Origin of the sequence: Lacisediminimonas sp. (assembly GCF_030645335.1) — a bacterium.
Taxonomy (GTDB): domain Bacteria; phylum Pseudomonadota; class Gammaproteobacteria; order Burkholderiales; family Burkholderiaceae_D; genus Lacisediminimonas.
Genome location: NZ_JAUSNH010000035.1, coordinates 16229 through 31528, shown reverse-complemented (window position 1 = coordinate 31528; position 15300 = coordinate 16229). Strand labels below are relative to the sequence as shown.

Annotated in this window: 10 protein-coding genes; 9 read left to right on the top strand and 1 reads right to left on the bottom strand. The window is 62.9% G+C overall.

The genetic code is table 11. The features are described 5' to 3' along the window. Nucleotides 1-686, bottom strand: a 686-nt coding sequence (locus tag Q7T64_RS02450; protein WP_304790603.1) for a hypothetical protein, incomplete at its 3' end; no start/stop codon positions are given. Nucleotides 687-1519: 833 nt separating this feature from the next. Between Q7T64_RS02450 and Q7T64_RS02445 the strand changes: the two genes are divergently transcribed. The 9 genes from Q7T64_RS02445 to Q7T64_RS02405 all read left to right on the top strand — a co-directional run bounded on the left by Q7T64_RS02445 (nucleotide 1520) and on the right by Q7T64_RS02405 (nucleotide 15266). Next, complete coding sequence (locus Q7T64_RS02445) at nucleotides 1520-2170, top strand: TetR/AcrR family transcriptional regulator (protein ID WP_304790600.1); 651 nt, start codon at nucleotides 1520-1522, stop codon at nucleotides 2168-2170. Continuing rightward, complete coding sequence (locus tag Q7T64_RS02440; RefSeq protein ID WP_304790596.1) at nucleotides 2171-3364, top strand: efflux RND transporter periplasmic adaptor subunit; 1194 nt, start codon at nucleotides 2171-2173, stop codon at nucleotides 3362-3364. It begins immediately after the preceding gene. Nucleotides 3365-3399: 35 nt separating this feature from the next. Next, nucleotides 3400-6618, top strand: coding sequence for an efflux RND transporter permease subunit (locus tag Q7T64_RS02435; protein WP_304790593.1), 3219 nt, complete (start codon nucleotides 3400-3402; stop codon nucleotides 6616-6618). A 43-nt stretch (nucleotides 6619-6661) separates the two neighbouring features. Then, on the top strand, nucleotides 6662-7312 hold the full coding sequence (locus tag Q7T64_RS02430; protein ID WP_304790590.1) for a protein-L-isoaspartate O-methyltransferase: 651 nt from the start codon (nucleotides 6662-6664) through the stop codon (nucleotides 7310-7312). A gap of 25 nt (nucleotides 7313-7337) precedes the next feature. Next, nucleotides 7338-7661 carry a rhodanese-like domain-containing protein gene (locus Q7T64_RS02425; protein WP_304790587.1) on the top strand — a complete coding sequence of 108 codons (324 nt, stop codon included), beginning with the start codon at nucleotides 7338-7340 and terminating at the stop codon, nucleotides 7659-7661. Between the two features lie 28 nt (nucleotides 7662-7689). Next, nucleotides 7690-9021 carry a TolC family outer membrane protein gene (locus Q7T64_RS02420; protein WP_304790584.1) on the top strand — a complete coding sequence of 444 codons (1332 nt, stop codon included), beginning with the start codon at nucleotides 7690-7692 and terminating at the stop codon, nucleotides 9019-9021. Nucleotides 9022-9412: 391 nt separating this feature from the next. Beyond that, entirely contained in the window at nucleotides 9413-10714 is a 1302-nt protein-coding gene (locus tag Q7T64_RS02415; protein ID WP_304790581.1) for a hypothetical protein, read from the top strand. A gap of 163 nt (nucleotides 10715-10877) precedes the next feature. After that, nucleotides 10878-12095, top strand: a complete 1218-nt coding sequence (locus Q7T64_RS02410; RefSeq protein ID WP_304790578.1) for an efflux RND transporter periplasmic adaptor subunit — start codon at nucleotides 10878-10880, stop codon at nucleotides 12093-12095. A 12-nt stretch (nucleotides 12096-12107) separates the two neighbouring features. Then, nucleotides 12108-15266 carry an efflux RND transporter permease subunit gene (locus Q7T64_RS02405; protein WP_304790575.1) on the top strand — a complete coding sequence of 1053 codons (3159 nt, stop codon included), beginning with the start codon at nucleotides 12108-12110 and terminating at the stop codon, nucleotides 15264-15266. Nucleotides 15267-15300 lie beyond the last annotated feature (34 nt).

Sequence of the window (15300 nt, the reverse complement as noted above, 5' to 3'; positions counted from 1 at the left end):
ATTTCTTTGGGTTTTGCCTTAATGCCTGGCATGTTGTACTTCGCCGCTTCTTGCGCATTGAGTCCGTCAATGATCGACTGCAAATTCTTGGATCCGAGTGCGGATTCGTCCACTTCCTCAAAAATCGCCAGGACTTCCGGTCGCGAAAAAACCACTTCGGCATGCGGTTGCCATGCCGTCGCATACACCGATATCTTGCCGTTCTCGGTTTTATTGAATGCCGCTCCACGGAAAACCGGCATTCCCTGTTTGCGCGTAGCGGGCAACTTATAGCTGTTGCTTTCGGCTTTCGTGACTTGTTTTGCCGCCTCGGCTGGATCAAACAACACAGTCGGAACCAGGACCTTGGCTTGCGCCGGCTTTGCCTTTTCGTCGACATTTTCTGCTGGCCGCATGCTCTGCATGGTTTTTGCACGTCGCACGCCAAAGCGTTTCTTCTCGCCGTCTCCCTTCTTTTCGCTGTCGTTCTTCTTTTCGCTGTCTTCCTTTTTCTTGGCGACCGCCCGCGGACTGGTGGCAACCGTTGTCGATGTCACTATCGACGTAGTTGTAGTGGCGGTATTGGCAGTGGTGGTCGTCGTCGCTAACACACGGGACGACGATGTTCGGGGGCTGGTTGGACTCAAATGACCTGACTGTCCAGACCCAGCTTGCCTGGCCAACAACCGAGGTGAAGTCGGCGGCATGTCGGACGGCGGCGGCGGCCCGGCAAAGGGCGAATTCGGTGAAGCAGGCAGTCCAGAGGTCGCGTTGCTGGTCGGCGAGCCTGGTGTTGCAAGTCCGGACCGAACAGCAGATGCCGGCGAGGGTGGCGGCTGGTCTGCAGGAGGTGGGGGTGGCGGCTGGTCTGCAGGCGGCGGCGTCAATTCCGCTTGCGCGGGCGGCAAGCGAAGGAGCGGAACCAGCGACTTCTTTTTTTCCGCGCTTGCGAAAGGCGATGTCGGCAACGGTGGCAGCGTGGGTAGCGCGACTGTGCTTAAGGATTGAACCGGCACTGGTGGCGACGCTGTTTGCACTTGTCCCGGGGGCAAAGGCAGCGGACGACCGGCATTGCCGCGAGGCGTTGACGGGGGAACGGGCGTTGCTTCCTGATGAGGGGACGCCGGCAATCCAGTCGTGTTGTCACGACGCGGCAGACCAACCTGCGGCGGGTTGCCCGCGGTGTTGGTGACAGGCGCAGGAGTTGGAACCTGGAGAGCTTGGCTACTTGTGGTTCTGGAATTTATGGGCGGTCGGATCGACGGGGCGGAATCACTCATTGCAGTCCTCTGCGTAATTTTGGGGTGGGGTACGTGTTGTTTGGCACTTGCAGTTCGATAGGGAATCAATCTGCCCATGTCGTGCGGCGCGGCGTGGGTAACCGGAATGCGGAGGCGGTTCACTGTTGGGACGGGTACGCAATACGCCGCCCCCCCAGTCGCCCGCCACGTGCGCGCATTGCGGCCTTGACGCCCGGCACCCCACCCCCTATATTACTGACCGGTAGGTTAGTTATTGTTTCTTGAAATGCACTGGAATCATGTCTACGCAGGAAAAAGTCCATAAACCGCGTTGGGAGCGCCGTAAAGACGCTCGCCCGCAGGAATTGTTGTCAGCCGCACTCGACCTGTTCGTCGAACGCGGCTATGCGGCTGCACGCCTGGAAGACGTGGCAGCGCGTGCCGGCGTGTCCAAGGGCACGCTGTACCTGTATTTCAATAACAAGGAAGAGTTGTTCAAGGCCGTCATCCGCGAAAACCTGACGCCGGTGCTGGACGAGGCGCAGGATCTGATCGACAGCTATGCCGGCCACAGTGCGGACCTGTTCCGCGAATTCATCCTTGGCTGGTGGGCGAAGATCGGCGACACCAAGCTGTCCGGCATCACCAAGCTGATGATGTCCGAGGCCGGCAATTTTCCGGAAGTGGCGGGCTTTTACCACGAAGAAATCATTTCCCGCAGCAACGGCATGGTCGTGCGCATCCTGGAACGCGGCGTCGAGCGCGGCGAATTCCGCCCGCTCGATCTCAAGCACGCCAATATGGTGATCGTCTCGCCCATGCTGACCCTGATGCTATGGAAGCATTCGTTCGGCCTGTGCCACATCGAGCCGATCGCGTCGCCCGACTACCTGCGCTGCTTTATCGACCTGCTCACCCACGGCCTGCTCTGCGCACCCGCCAGGAACTGAATGAAACCCCTCATGCCCAAGCGTCGTTCATTTTGGCTGCTCGCAATTGCCGTGCTGCTGCTGGCCGGTGTGCTGGCCATCTCGCTTGGCGCGATGCAGAAAAAGAAAAAGGCGGCGGCCCCTGCCGTGGCCAGCGCCCCGCAAACACTTGAATTTCTGCCATCCGACATTGCCCAGGCCCAGGTGCAAGACTTGCGCCAGACCCTGGCCCTGACCGGCGCGCTGCGCGCGGTCAACCAGGCCGCGGTCAAGGCGCGCATTGCCGGCGAGGTGCAGGCGGTACTGGTGCGTGAAGGCGAAACCGTGCAGGCCGGACAGATCCTGGTAAGAATGGATGTGCGCGAATACGAAAGCCGGGCCGCGCAGACGCGCGGCGCCTTGCAGGCCGCCCGCGCCCAGCTCGACATTGCCACCAAGGCGCGCGAGAACAACCGGGCGCTGCTGGAAAAGAATTTCATTTCGAAGAATGCCTTCGACAATGCCCAGAGCCAGTTCGAGATCGCCCGCGCCAACGTCGAATCGGCACGCGGCGCCCTCGATGTCACGCAGAAAGCCTTGTCCGACACCGTGATCCGCGCACCGATCGCCGGCATCATCAGCAGTCGCTCGGTGCAGCCGGGCGAAAAAGTGTCCGCCGACAACAAGCTGCTGGAGGTGATCGACCTGCGCACGATGGAACTTGAAGGCGCGGTGCCGACTTCGGAAATCATGGCCGTTTCCCTGGGGCAGGAAGTACAGACCAGCTTTGCCGGCCTGGCTGCACCGGTGACGGGCCAGGTGGTCCGCATCAATCCCGCTATCCAGGCCGGATCACGCTCGATCCTGGTGTATGTGCGGATCGACAATCTGCAAGGCCAGCTCAAGGCCGGCATGTTCGGCGACGCCCGGCTCACGCTGGTGAAGAAGCAAGGCGTGCTGACAGTGCCACAATCGGCAGTGCGCACCGACGCCGGCAGCAGCACCGTTTATGCCATTCAGAACGGCGTGATCGTGCGCAAGCCGGTGCGCCTGGGACTGCGCGGCAGCACCGAAGCAGAGCCTTCGGTGGAAGTACTGGAAGGCCTGTCGGCCGGGGAGCGGGTGGTGCGCGTGAATCTCGGTGAATTGCACCCCGGCACGGTGGTGAAAGTCAGCGGCGCTGGCACCGCTGCGGCAGCCGTCAATGGCGGCGCCAGCGCAGCGGCGGCGCGATGAATCGCCCCCATTCACCGATAGCGGAGACCTGATCCATGTGGTTCACGCGAATCAGTATCGGCAACCCGGTGCTGGCCACCATGATGATGCTGGCCTTCATCGTGCTTGGACTGTTTTCCTACAAGCGGCTGCAGGTCGACCAGTTCCCGGACGTCACCTTTCCGGTGGTGGTGGTGCAGACCACTTACCCTGGCGCGTCGCCTGAAACAGTCGAATCCGACGTCACCCGCAAGGTGGAAGAAGCGGTCAACACCATCAATGGCATCAACAGCCTGACGTCCCGGTCATATGAAGGCTCGTCGGTTGTCATCATCGAATTCGTACTGACGGTCAATCCGGCCCAGGCGGCACAGGATGTGCGCGAAAAAGTCGCCGCCATCAAGGCCACCTTCCGCAAGGAAATCGACGAACCGCGGATCACCCGCTACGACCCGGCCGACCGGCCGGTGTTCTCGGTGTCGGTCTCCAACGAAACGGGCGGCAAGCAACGCAGCCTGCGCGAGCTGACCACGATCGCCGACCAGGTGGTCAAGAAGCGCCTTGAAAATGTGCGCGGCGTCGGTTCAGTGACGCTGGTAGGCGGCGTCAAACGGGAAATCCAGATCTATGTGAAGCCGCAACAGATGGAAGCGCTGGGAATCGGCGTGGACCAGGTCATTACAGCGATACGTAACGAGAACCAGGAACTGCCGGCCGGCGCCATTCGCGGCAGCGTCGACGAACGGGTGGTGCAAGTACAGGGCCGGGTGCGCAATCCGGCAGAATTCAGCCGCATCGTGGTGGCGCGGCGCGGCGGCCAGCCGGTGACGCTGGGCCAGCTTGCCGAGGTGGTCGACAGCCAGCAGGAACAGGAATCGCTGGCGCTGTACAACGGCCAACGCACGCTGGCGCTCGACATTTTGAAGGCGCAGGGGGAAAACACCATCGAAGTCGCGGATGGCCTGGCCGCCGCGCTGCGCGAGCTGGAGCCGACCCTGAAGGCGATCCACCCGGGCGTGCGCACCGAAGTCATCAAGGATGGCTCGCGCCAGATCCGCATCGGCGTCGATAACGTGCGCCGCACCCTGATCGAAGGCGCGGCGCTGACGGTGCTGATCGTGTTCCTGTTCCTCAATTCCTGGCGCTCGACCGTGATTACCGGCCTGACACTGCCAGTCGCGCTGATCGGCACCTTCCTGTTCATGGACCTGTTCGGCTTCACCATCAACATGATCACGTTAATGGCGCTGTCGCTGTGCGTGGGACTGCTGATCGACGATGCCATCGTGGTGCGTGAAAACATCGTGCGCCATGCCGGCATGAAGGTCGGCCAGCGCTTCAAGACCCACCGGGAGGCGGCGCTGGAAGGCACGGCCGAAATCGGCCTGGCCGTGTTGGCCACGACGCTGTCGATCGTGGCAGTGTTCCTGCCGGTCGGCTTCATGGGCGGCATCATCGGCCGTTTCTTCCACCAGTTCGGGATCACGGTGACTGCGGCAGTCCTGATTTCGATGTTCGTGTCGTTCACGCTGGATCCGATGCTGTCATCGATCTGGCCCGATCCCGACGCCCATAGCAGCACGCGCCGCAAGGACGGCTGGTATGCCCGCAGCATCGGCCGCGTGCTGGGCGTGTTCGACCAGGGCGTGCAATGGCTATCGCGCCAATATCAGGTTGCGCTGGGCTGGTCACTGCGGCATCGCATCGCCACCTTGCTGATTGCGCTGGCGACCTTCGCCGGCGGCCTGGCGCTGCCCGCGTCCGGCCTGATCGGCAGTGAGTTCGTGCCGCAGGCCGATTATTCGGAAACCGGCGTCACGTTCTACACGCCGGTCGGCTCCTCGCTGGAATTCACTGAATCCAAGGCGCGCCAGGTGGAAGCCGTACTGCGCGAATTCCCCGAAGTGCGCGACCTGTACACCACGATCAACACCGGCGTGTCGCAAGGCCGCAACTACGCAACGGTTTTCGTGCGGCTGCTGCCGCGTAAGGAACGCAGCCGCAGTACCAGCCAGATGAGCGTGCCGATGCGCGCGCGGCTCACGCAGCTGGCCGGCATCACCGTCACCCATATCGGCGCGCTCGATGGCGTGGGCGGCGACAACAAGCAATTGCGCCTGTCCATCCTGGGGCCGGACTTGCAGCAGCTCGCTGGCCTGTCAGCGCAATTGCAGCAAAAGATGAAAGCCATTCCCGGCGTGGTCGACCTCGATTCCAGCCTGAAGGCCGACAAACCGTCAATTTCGGTCCAGCCGCGGCGCGATATTGCGGCCGACCTCGGCATCGGCGTGGCGCAGATCGGCGGTGCGCTGCGCCCCCTGCTGGCCGGTGAAGCCGCCAGCAGCTGGCGCGCACCGGACGACGAAAATTACGATGTCACCGTGCGGCTGGCGCCGGACGAACGCAACAATCCCGACGACCTGCTGCGGCTGATGCTGTCGAGTTCACAACAGAATGCCGATGGCTCGCCGCGCATGGTGCCGCTGCGCCAGGTGGCAACGATCGAACCCTCGGTCGGGGCCAGTCAGATCAATCGCCGTGACCTGAACCGCGAAGTCGAAATGTCGGCCAACGTGGTCGGCAGCTCGTCCGGACAAGTCAACGCCGACCTGAAAAAGGCGCTTGATTCGATGACATGGCCAGCCGGCTATCGCTACCAGATTGGCGGCGCCAGCAAGAACATGCAGGAATCCTTCGGCTATGCGCTTTCCGCGCTGGCGCTGGCGATCATTTTCATTTACATGATCCTGGCCTCCCAGTTCGCCAGCTTCCTGCAGCCGGTAGCGATCATGTCGGCGCTGCCGCTGACGCTGATTGGCGTGTTCCTGTCGCTGATGCTGTTTCGCTCGACGCTCAACATGTTTTCCATCATCGGCTTCATCATGCTGATGGGGCTAGTCACCAAAAACGCGATCCTGCTGGTCGATTTTGCCAACCAGGCGCGCAAAGCCGGCAGCAATCGCCACGACGCCCTGCTGGAAGCGGCCCATGTCCGGCTGCGCCCGATCCTGATGACCACGCTGGCCATGGTATTTGGCATGGTGCCGCTGGTCTTCGGCATGTCGGAAGGCTCCGAACAGCGTGCACCAATGGGCCAGGCGGTGATTGGCGGCATCATTACCTCGTCGATCCTGACGCTGGTGGTGGTGCCGGTCATCTACACCTACCTTGACGACCTGGGCGCCTGGGCGCGCCGGCGCTGGCACGGCGAAGGCCGGCCCGACGCCGGACAAGAATTCGCCGCGCCGCAGTCGAAGAACGATGAGGTCGTTTGATAGAATGCGCCCTGTCCCCTCCCCATCCAAACTGAACTGAATCATGAAAATCGAAGAAGCCCGTTTCAACATGATCGAACAGCAGATCCGCACATGGAACGTGCTCGACACTGAAGTGCTGGCCATGCTGACCATCGTCCGGCGCGAGGAATTCGTTCCCGCCGCCTACCGCAGCCTGGCGTTTGCCGATACCGAAGTACCGCTGCCATGCGGTGAAAACATGTTCCCGCCGCGGGTGGAAGCGCGCATCCTGCAGGAAGCCGGCGTCAGGAAACATGAGACCGTGCTCGAAATCGGCGCTGGCTCGGGCTACATGGCCGCCCTGCTGGCGCACCGCGCCCGTCATGTCACCACGGTCGATATCGAGCCTGTGCTCAAGTCGCTGGCCGCCAGCAACCTGGCCAGCTACGGCATCAGCAACGTCGACGTCGTGCTCGGCGACGGTGCGCGCGGCTTTGGCAGCGAGCAGTTCGACGTGATCGTGATTTCCGGCTCGCTGCCCACCCTGCCGGACGCCTTCCTGCAACAACTCAAGATTGGCGGACGCTTGCTGGCCTTCATCGGCGAAGCGCCGGTCATGGAAGCGCAACGCACCACCCGTGTTTCCGAGCGCGACTTCCAGACCGAAATGCTGTTCGAGACCAATGTACCGGCGCTGCGCAATGCCGAGCACCGGTCGCACTTTCGCTTCTGAACCGGCTTTTGCAACGGCAAATCAGATGAAACACCTGAGCGTGACCGAACTTGCACAACGCCTGGCCGACGACGCCGCAGCCAGGCCGTTCCTGCTCGACGTGCGCGAGCCCTGGGAGTTCCAGACCTGCCATCTTGAGGGCGCGACGCTGATGCCAATGAATACCGTGCCGGCGCGCCAGCAGGAGCTTGACCCGGAGACGGAAATCGTCTGCATCTGCCACCACGGCGCACGCAGCATGGCAGTGGCCGCTTTCCTGGAGCGCAACGGATTTTCCAATGTAATCAACCTGACCGGCGGCATGCACGCCTGGGCAACCCAGGTCGACGGCAGCATGCCGACCTACTGAATATCGTATTCGACCTAGCGGAGAGACCATGCGCACCACCCTGATCGCCACCTTGCTGGCCGGCGTTTTTGCAACCAGCAACATTCACGCGGCCGACTTGCTGCAGTTGTATCGGGAAGCGCTGGCCAACGACGCGGTATTTGCCAGCGCGCGCGCCAGCCTGGCCGCCGGCAGCGAACGCGAGCCCCAGGGCTTTGCGCAATTGCTGCCAGTGGTCGGCCTCGGGGCAAGCAGCACCCGCACCCTTGCAGACGTGACGCTGGGCGGCGCCAGCAGCGACCGCAACAACACCACCAATGCCTACACGATTTCGCTGACCCAGCCACTGTTTCGCCTGGCGAACTGGGAATCCTGGCAACAAAGCAAACTGCAGGTCGCCGCCACACGCGCGGTGTATGCACAAGCACAGCAAGACTTGATGGTGCGGATATCCCAAGCGTATTTCGACGTCCTCGCCGCGCAAGACACCTTGGCCACCGTACAGGCGCAAAAGACCGCGATCACTGAGCAGCTGGCGTCAGCCAAGCGCAACTTTCTAGTCTGCACCGCCACCATTACCGACACGCATGAAGCGCAAGCCCGGTTCGACCTGGCCGTGGCACAGGAATTCGCCGCCGAAAGCGACTTGCAGATCAAGCGTGCGGCAGTCCAGCAGATTATCGGCAAGCCACCCGGCATGCTGGCGCCGTTCAAGCCCGGCCTGGCGCTGACGCCGCCGCAACCGGCCGCCATGCAGGACTGGGTGTCGACAGCGCAGGGACAGAACTATGGCGTCCTCGGCCAGCAACTGGCGCTGGAAATCGCGCAGCGCGAAATCAAGCGCAACCGTGCCGGCCATGCGCCCACACTCGATCTCGTGGCCAGCCGCGGCCGTAGCGTGGTCAACGGCTCGCCGACCACCACCGCAACCGTTATCCCGGGCACCCAGAGCAATAGCAGCCAGATCGGCGTGCAACTGAACCTGCCGCTGTTTTCCGGTTTTGCCACCACCAGCCGGGTGCGCGAGGCCATCGCGCTGGAAGACAAGGCGCGCTCGGACCTGGACAATGCACGCCGCGTTGCGGAACAGTCCGCTCGTCAGGCTTTCCTCGGCGTGTCGAGCGGGCTGGCGCAAGTACGGGCGTTGCAGGCAGCCGAGATTTCCAGCCAATCCGCACTGGAAGCGAACCAGTTGGGCTATGAAGTCGGCGTGCGCATCAACATCGACGTGCTCAATGCGCAGCAACAGTTGTTCTCCACCCGGCGCGACCTGGCGCGTGCGCGCTACGACACGGTACTGAATGGCCTGCGGCTGAAAAGTGCAGCGGGCGTACTCAAGGAAGAAGACCTGCAGCAGGTCAACGCCCTGCTGCAACCCTGATGCACCGGCGCGGCAGATCACCTGCCACGCAGGCAGGCTATCGCGGTTTGCGCGGCTGCGGCAGCAGGGATAGTGCATCCCAACGGGCATTCCAGCGGCCAACCCAGGCTCGATGTGACGGCAAGCGCAGCTTCTGAAAAGTAGTTCGCTGACCGACGCCACCAGGGCGAGCAGGCATGCGAGTCCTAATTCTTGCGGATCAAACCCGCTGGATTGCCCATCATCTCCCCTTTTTTTGGGAGATGCCCTCATGGCCCAGCCTGTGTCCCCCGTCGGCCGCCCCTTTGCCAGCCCTGCCACTTCCGTCCAGCGAACCGGTCAAAGTCGTCGCCCGCTTCTGGCAAGGTCGCCACGCGTTGTCGTGGCCAAGCGCGTGCATTCACAGCAAGTCATGAGCGCGCAGCCGCGCCTTGCCGGCCTGCTGGCACTCTCGCAGCAGCCCTGGAGGCAGGCACCCGCACGCGTCATTTTTGCACCGGTATTGCGCATGCGTCCACTGGTGGTGATCCGCGACGAATTGATGGATGCGGAAATCGAACGGCTGCTGATGCAAATCGATCAGCCGGCCGACAAGCAGCAAGCCGACGCCGAAACCAGCGCTGCGGTAAAGGCCCAGCTCGACATCTTGCGCGAGTCGCTGCGCAGCCTGCTGGCCAGCAAGGACAATGCTGCCGAACTGCGTCATCCGGTGCTCAGCGCGATCAACACCGGCACTGCCGCGCCGATGCCCGTTTTCATGGCTGCGGCAATGCGCGTACTGGCCGATGCACAAGCCGCCGGCCATCCTGCCAGCGGCGCGCTGCAAATGGAACTGGTACGCATAGCCGACCAGGCGGCCGATGACAGCCGCCTCCCTTTGCTGTTCGCCCTGCACTGCACTGCCGGCGCGGGCGCTGCCGAAAACGACAGCAGCAGGCTGGCGCTATCCTTGTTGCGAACCAGCTTTTCCAGGCTGGCCACCGAGTCGCAAAAACAGGAATTGATCAATTCCGCGCGGCTCGATTGGTGGCGCGCGCCGAACGGCCTGACGGGCGGCAACAGGCGACCTGTCACGTTGCCCGCCCTGCGCAACGCATTACTGCGCCTGCTGGTGCTGATGGATGGGCCTTTGGCCCTGTGTCCGGCCAGCCTCAAGCCATCCTGCCTGGAACATCTGATGGCCTCCATGTGCCGCTACCGGCAAGCAGCCGATGCCGACGATGGTTGGGACGCCTTCATCGACCGCTGGACGGATCAGGCCACCGCACTCGACGACGACCGCTTCGCCAAACTATTGCTGGCCCTGTACTGGATCCTGCGTTTCAGTCAAGACCAGACGCTGTCCTTACGAGTGCTGCGCCAGATCCTGCTATCGGTGGAGTGCTGGCTCGAAATGGCAAGCGACAGCGCATGGCCGCGGCCTGACCGCCAGCGGCCTGTGCAACGCGCCAGTTTCAGTGGGGCCGAAGCATTCGTCGGGGTCCTCAACGGGCACCTGAAGAAATCCCTGGCGGGCGGCATTGAAATGCGGCTGTACGTGTCGCTGTGCGCCTGCACGCTCGAGCGCCTGCTCAGACCACTGCCGGGCCAATGGGCCAGCGCTGGCCGCAGCACACTGCTCCTGCTGGAAAAGGAGGCAGACAAGCCAGTACAGCGCATCCATGAAGAGCAGGACCCGATCTTCGAAATCAAGCAAGCCTGCGCACAATCGTAAGGGGCAGCCGCCCACACATGACGATAAAACGGGTCGGGCGTTTCCCGTTATACTCGACGGGCGTTGGCTGCCGGCAGCAGCCCGACGCCCGGCACGATCCCTGCATTCAAATTCACGCCCGGCCCGTTCCCAGGCCGCCGCCGAATCCCGACCGAAAAAAACCATGCCCATCTTGTCCCGTCTTCTTCCTCACGCATTGTTGTTGCTACTGTTGTCCAGCCTGGCCGGCTGCGGCGAAAAGCCGGCCAAGGCCCAGGCGCCAGGCGGCATGCCGCCGCCGGAAGTGGCGGTCATTACCGTCGCTGCCGGCAATGTCACGGTCAGTACCGAACTGCCGGGCCGGGTCGAAGCGACACGCACCGCGCAAGTGCGCGCCCGTGTCCCCGGCATCGTGCAAAAGCGGCTGTTCACCGAAGGCAGCGAGGTCAAGGCCGGCGATGTGCTGTACCAGATCGACCCGGCCCAATACAAGGCCAGCCTGGCCAGCGCAGAAGCGTCATTGGCGCGCGCACAAGCCAACCTGTCCCTGACCAGCGCCAAGCTCGAACGCTACCAGCCGCTGGTGCAAACCAACGCCATCAGCAAGCAGGAATTCGACGATGTGCTCGGCGCCCAGAAACAAGCGACGGCCGATGTCGCCGCTGCCCGCGCCGCACGGGAATCGGCCCGCCTCAATCTTGGCTATGCAACCGTGAATGCACCGATTTCGGGCCGCATCGGCCGCGCGCTGGTAACCGAGGGCGCGCTGGTCGGACAAGGCGAAGCAACACCGCTGGCGGTGGTGCAGCAGATCGACCCGATTTTCGTGACGATGTCGCAATCCAGCAGCGAGATGCAGAACCTGCAGCGCGCACTGGCCGACGGCCGGCTCAAGCGGCTCGGAAAAAATGCGGCGCAAGTCACGCTGGTGACTGAAGACGGACAAAAAATCGGCGCACCCGGCAAATTGCTGTTTGCGGAAATGAGCGTTGACGAAAGCTCCGGATCGGTCATCCTGCGCGCCCAGTTTCCCAATCCCGAACGCAGCCTGTTGCCCGGCATGTATGTCAGGGCGCGGCTCGAACAGGCGGTGCGCGAGCAATCGATCACGATTCCGCAGCAAGCCGTGCAGCGCAGCTCCGAAGGCCCCAGCGTGCTGCTGGTGCAAGCCGACGGCAAGGTCGCCGTGCGGCCGATCAAGACCGAGGGCACGATCGGCGACCAGTGGATCGTCAGCGAGGGCCTGAAAGCGGGTGACCGGGTGATCGTCGAAGGTTTGCAGAAAGCGCGTCCCGGCGCCGCAGTCAAAGTGGTCGACTGGCAAAAGCCGGGGACTGCCGCCACCAAGCCAGCGCAAGCACCGGCTCCGGCCGCCGCCAAGCCCGCAGCCCCAACCCGATAACAAGGCCCGCACATGGCGAAGTTCTTCATTGACCGCCCGGTATTTGCCTGGGTCATCGCGCTGTTCATCCTGATCGGCGGCGCGCTGGCAGTCACGCAATTGCCGGTCGCACAGTACCCCACCATTGCACCGCCTTCGATCGTCGTCACCGCCAACTATCCGGGCGCATCGGCCCGGATCGTCGACGAGAGCGTGGTCAGCCTGATCGAACAGGAAATGAACGGCGCCGAAGGCTTGCTCTACATGGAGTCCGAAAGCGACGCCAATGGGCAAGGCCAGGTAACGGTGACGTTCCAGGCCGGCACCAATCCCGACCTCGCCGCAGTCGACGTGCAGAACCGGCTCAAGCGGGTAGAAGCCCGCTTGCCGCAGGCTGTCGCCCAACAGGGCGTGCAGGTGACCAAGGCGCGCAGCAACTTCCTGTTGTTCACCACACTGTCGTCAACCGACGGCCGGCTCGATCCGGTGGCGCTGGGCGATTACCTGTCGCGCAATGTATTGAACGAGTTGCGCCGCGTTCCCGGCGTCGGGCAGGCGCAGCTTTTTGGCACCGAGCGGGCCATGCGCATCTGGCTCGACCCTGACAAGCTGGTCGGATACAAACTCACGCCGTCGGATGTCGCCACTGCGATCCGGACGCAAAATGCACAGGTCGCGTCCGGCACACTGGGTGACTTGCCCAGTCCGGACTCGCAACAGATTTCCTCGCAGGTGGTGGTGACCGGCCAGCTGACCTCGGTCGAAGAGTTCCAGAACATTATTTTGCGCGCCAATCCGGACGGCTCGACCGTGCGCCTGAAAGACGTGGCGCGGGTCGAGATCGGCGGCCAGGGCTATGCCACTGCGGCGCGGCTCAATGGCAAGGCCACCTCGGCCATCGGCGTGCAATTGTCTCCCACGGCGAATGCGCTGGCGACAGCCAAGGCAGTGCGCGCCAAGATGAACGAGCTGTCGCGCTATTTCCCTGCCGGCGTCAAGTACGACATTCCGTACGACACCTCGCTGTTCGTGCAGATTTCAATCGAGGAAGTGGTGAAAACACTGCTCGAAGCGATCTTCCTGGTGTTCCTCGTGATGTACCTGTTCCTGCAGAATTTCCGCGCCACGCTGATCCCCACCGTCGTCGTGCCGATTGCGCTGATGGGCACCTTCGCCACCATGGCCGCGTTCGGCTATTCGATCAACGTGCTGACCATGTTCGGCCTGGTATTGGCAATCGGCATCCTGGTCGACGACGCCATTGTCGTGGTCGAAAACGTCGAGCGCATCATGAGCGAAGAAGGCCTGTCGCCGCGCGACGCCACGCGCAAGGCGATGGGACAGATCACCGGCGCCATCATCGGCATCACGCTGGTACTGGTCGCAGTATTCATTCCGATGGCGTTTTTCGGCGGCGCAGTCGGCGCAATTTACCGCCAGTTCACGCTGTCGATGGTATCGGCAATGCTGTTCTCGGCGCTGATGGCGCTGACCCTGACGCCGGCGCTGTGCGCCACCCTGCTCAAGCCGATCGCGAAAGGCAGCCATGTCGAGCGGCGCGGCTTCTTCGGCTGGTTCAACCGCGGCTTCAAGACCAGCGCCGACCGCTACCAGGGCGTGGTGGCCGGCATGCTGCGCAAGACCGGCCGCTACATGGTGCTGTATGCACTGATCATTGTCGCCGTGGCTGTCATGTTCATGCGCATGCCGACCTCCTTCCTGCCCAGCGAGGACCAGGGTTACCTGATCACCAATGTGCAACTGCCGCCGGGCGCCAGCGCGCACCGCACGCTGGCCGTGATTGAACAGGTGGAAAACTATTACCTGAACAATCCGCTGGTGGACAAGATCGTTGCCGTCACCGGCTTTAGCTTTTCCGGCCGCGGTCAGAATGCCGGCCTGGTGTTCACGCCGCTGATCGACTGGAGCGAACGCAAGGGCGCAGACCAGGGCGCCCAGGCCATCGCCGGCAAGGCGTTCGGTGCGGTGTCGGGTATCCGCGACGCCATTGTGTTTCCGGTCAATCCGCCGCCGATCCGCGAACTGGGCAACGCCACCGGCTTTTCATTCCGGCTGCAGGATCGCGGCGGGCTCGGCCGCGAGGCGCTGATCGCTGCACGTAACCAGTTGCTCGGCATGGCCACGACCAGCAAGGTAATTTCCGGCATCCGTCCGGAGGGGCTGGAAGACACGCCGCAGCTGCAGCTCGACATCGACCGCAACAAGGCCAGTGCGCTGGGCGTGAGCTTCGCCGACATCAATGCCGTGCTGGCCAATACGATGGGCTCGTCCTACCTGAACGATTTCCCCAACCAGGGCCGGATGCAGCGCGTGATCCTGCAAGCGGATGCGCCGGAGCGGTTGCGCCCGGAAGACCTGATGAAACTGCACGTACGCAACAGCCAGGGCAATATGGTGGCGCTGTCCTCGTTCAGCCAATCGCGCTGGGTCACCGGCCCGGTGCAACTGGTGCGCTACAACGGCTACCCCGCCATCAAGCTGTCCGGCGATGCAGCGCCCGGGCGCAGCACCGGCGATGCGCTGGCTGAAATGGAAAAAATGATGTCCCAGCTGCCAGCCGGCTTCGGCTTCGAATGGACCGGCCAATCGTACGAAGAAAAAACCTCCGGCTCGCAAGCGCCGGCCTTGTTCGCGCTGTCGCTGCTGGCCGTATTCCTCGTATTGGCTGCCCTGTATGAAAGCACCACCATTCCGCTGTCAGTACTGCTGGTCGTGCCGCTGGGCGTGATTGGCGCGCTGCTTGGCGCCAACATGCGCGACATGCCCAACGACGTGTACTTCAAGGTCGGCCTGATCGCCATCATCGGGCTGTCGGCCAAAAACGCGATCCTGATCATCGAGTTCGCCAAGGATTTGCAGGCGCAGGGCCGCGGCCTGGTCGAAGCAACGCTGGAAGCGGTGCACCTGCGTTTCCGTCCGATCCTGATGACCTCGCTGGCTTTCATCCTCGGCGTGCTGCCGCTGGTGGTGGCCAGCGGCGCAGGTTCAGCCAGCCAGCGCGCGATCGGCACAGGCGTGATGGGCGGCATGATCACGGCCACGGTGCTGGCGGTGTTCCTGGTGCCCGTGTTCTTCGTGGTGGTGCGCAGTGTTTTCAAAGGCAGCGAGCGCCAGCGCAAGATGTACGCCGCCCAAATGGACAAGGAGGGATCGCATGACCAGCCGGTATAAAAGTCGTCGCTGCACCCGGCGCGGCGGCATCAGC

What these genes read in the sequence shown, in the direction of transcription:
- Q7T64_RS02445 (WP_304790600.1), top strand. Translation starts at nt 1,520, where the DNA reads ATGTCTACGCAGGAAAAAGTCCATAAACCGCGTTGGGAGCGCCGTAAA.
- Q7T64_RS02440 (WP_304790596.1), top strand. Translation starts at nt 2,171, where the DNA reads ATGAAACCCCTCATGCCCAAGCGTCGTTCATTTTGGCTGCTCGCAATT.
- Q7T64_RS02435 (WP_304790593.1), top strand. Translation starts at nt 3,400, where the DNA reads ATGTGGTTCACGCGAATCAGTATCGGCAACCCGGTGCTGGCCACCATG.
- Q7T64_RS02430 (WP_304790590.1), top strand. Translation starts at nt 6,662, where the DNA reads ATGAAAATCGAAGAAGCCCGTTTCAACATGATCGAACAGCAGATCCGC.
- Q7T64_RS02425 (WP_304790587.1), top strand. Translation starts at nt 7,338, where the DNA reads ATGAAACACCTGAGCGTGACCGAACTTGCACAACGCCTGGCCGACGAC.
- Q7T64_RS02420 (WP_304790584.1), top strand. Translation starts at nt 7,690, where the DNA reads ATGCGCACCACCCTGATCGCCACCTTGCTGGCCGGCGTTTTTGCAACC.
- Q7T64_RS02415 (WP_304790581.1), top strand. Translation starts at nt 9,413, where the DNA reads ATGAGCGCGCAGCCGCGCCTTGCCGGCCTGCTGGCACTCTCGCAGCAG.
- Q7T64_RS02410 (WP_304790578.1), top strand. Translation starts at nt 10,878, where the DNA reads ATGCCCATCTTGTCCCGTCTTCTTCCTCACGCATTGTTGTTGCTACTG.
- Q7T64_RS02405 (WP_304790575.1), top strand. Translation starts at nt 12,108, where the DNA reads ATGGCGAAGTTCTTCATTGACCGCCCGGTATTTGCCTGGGTCATCGCG.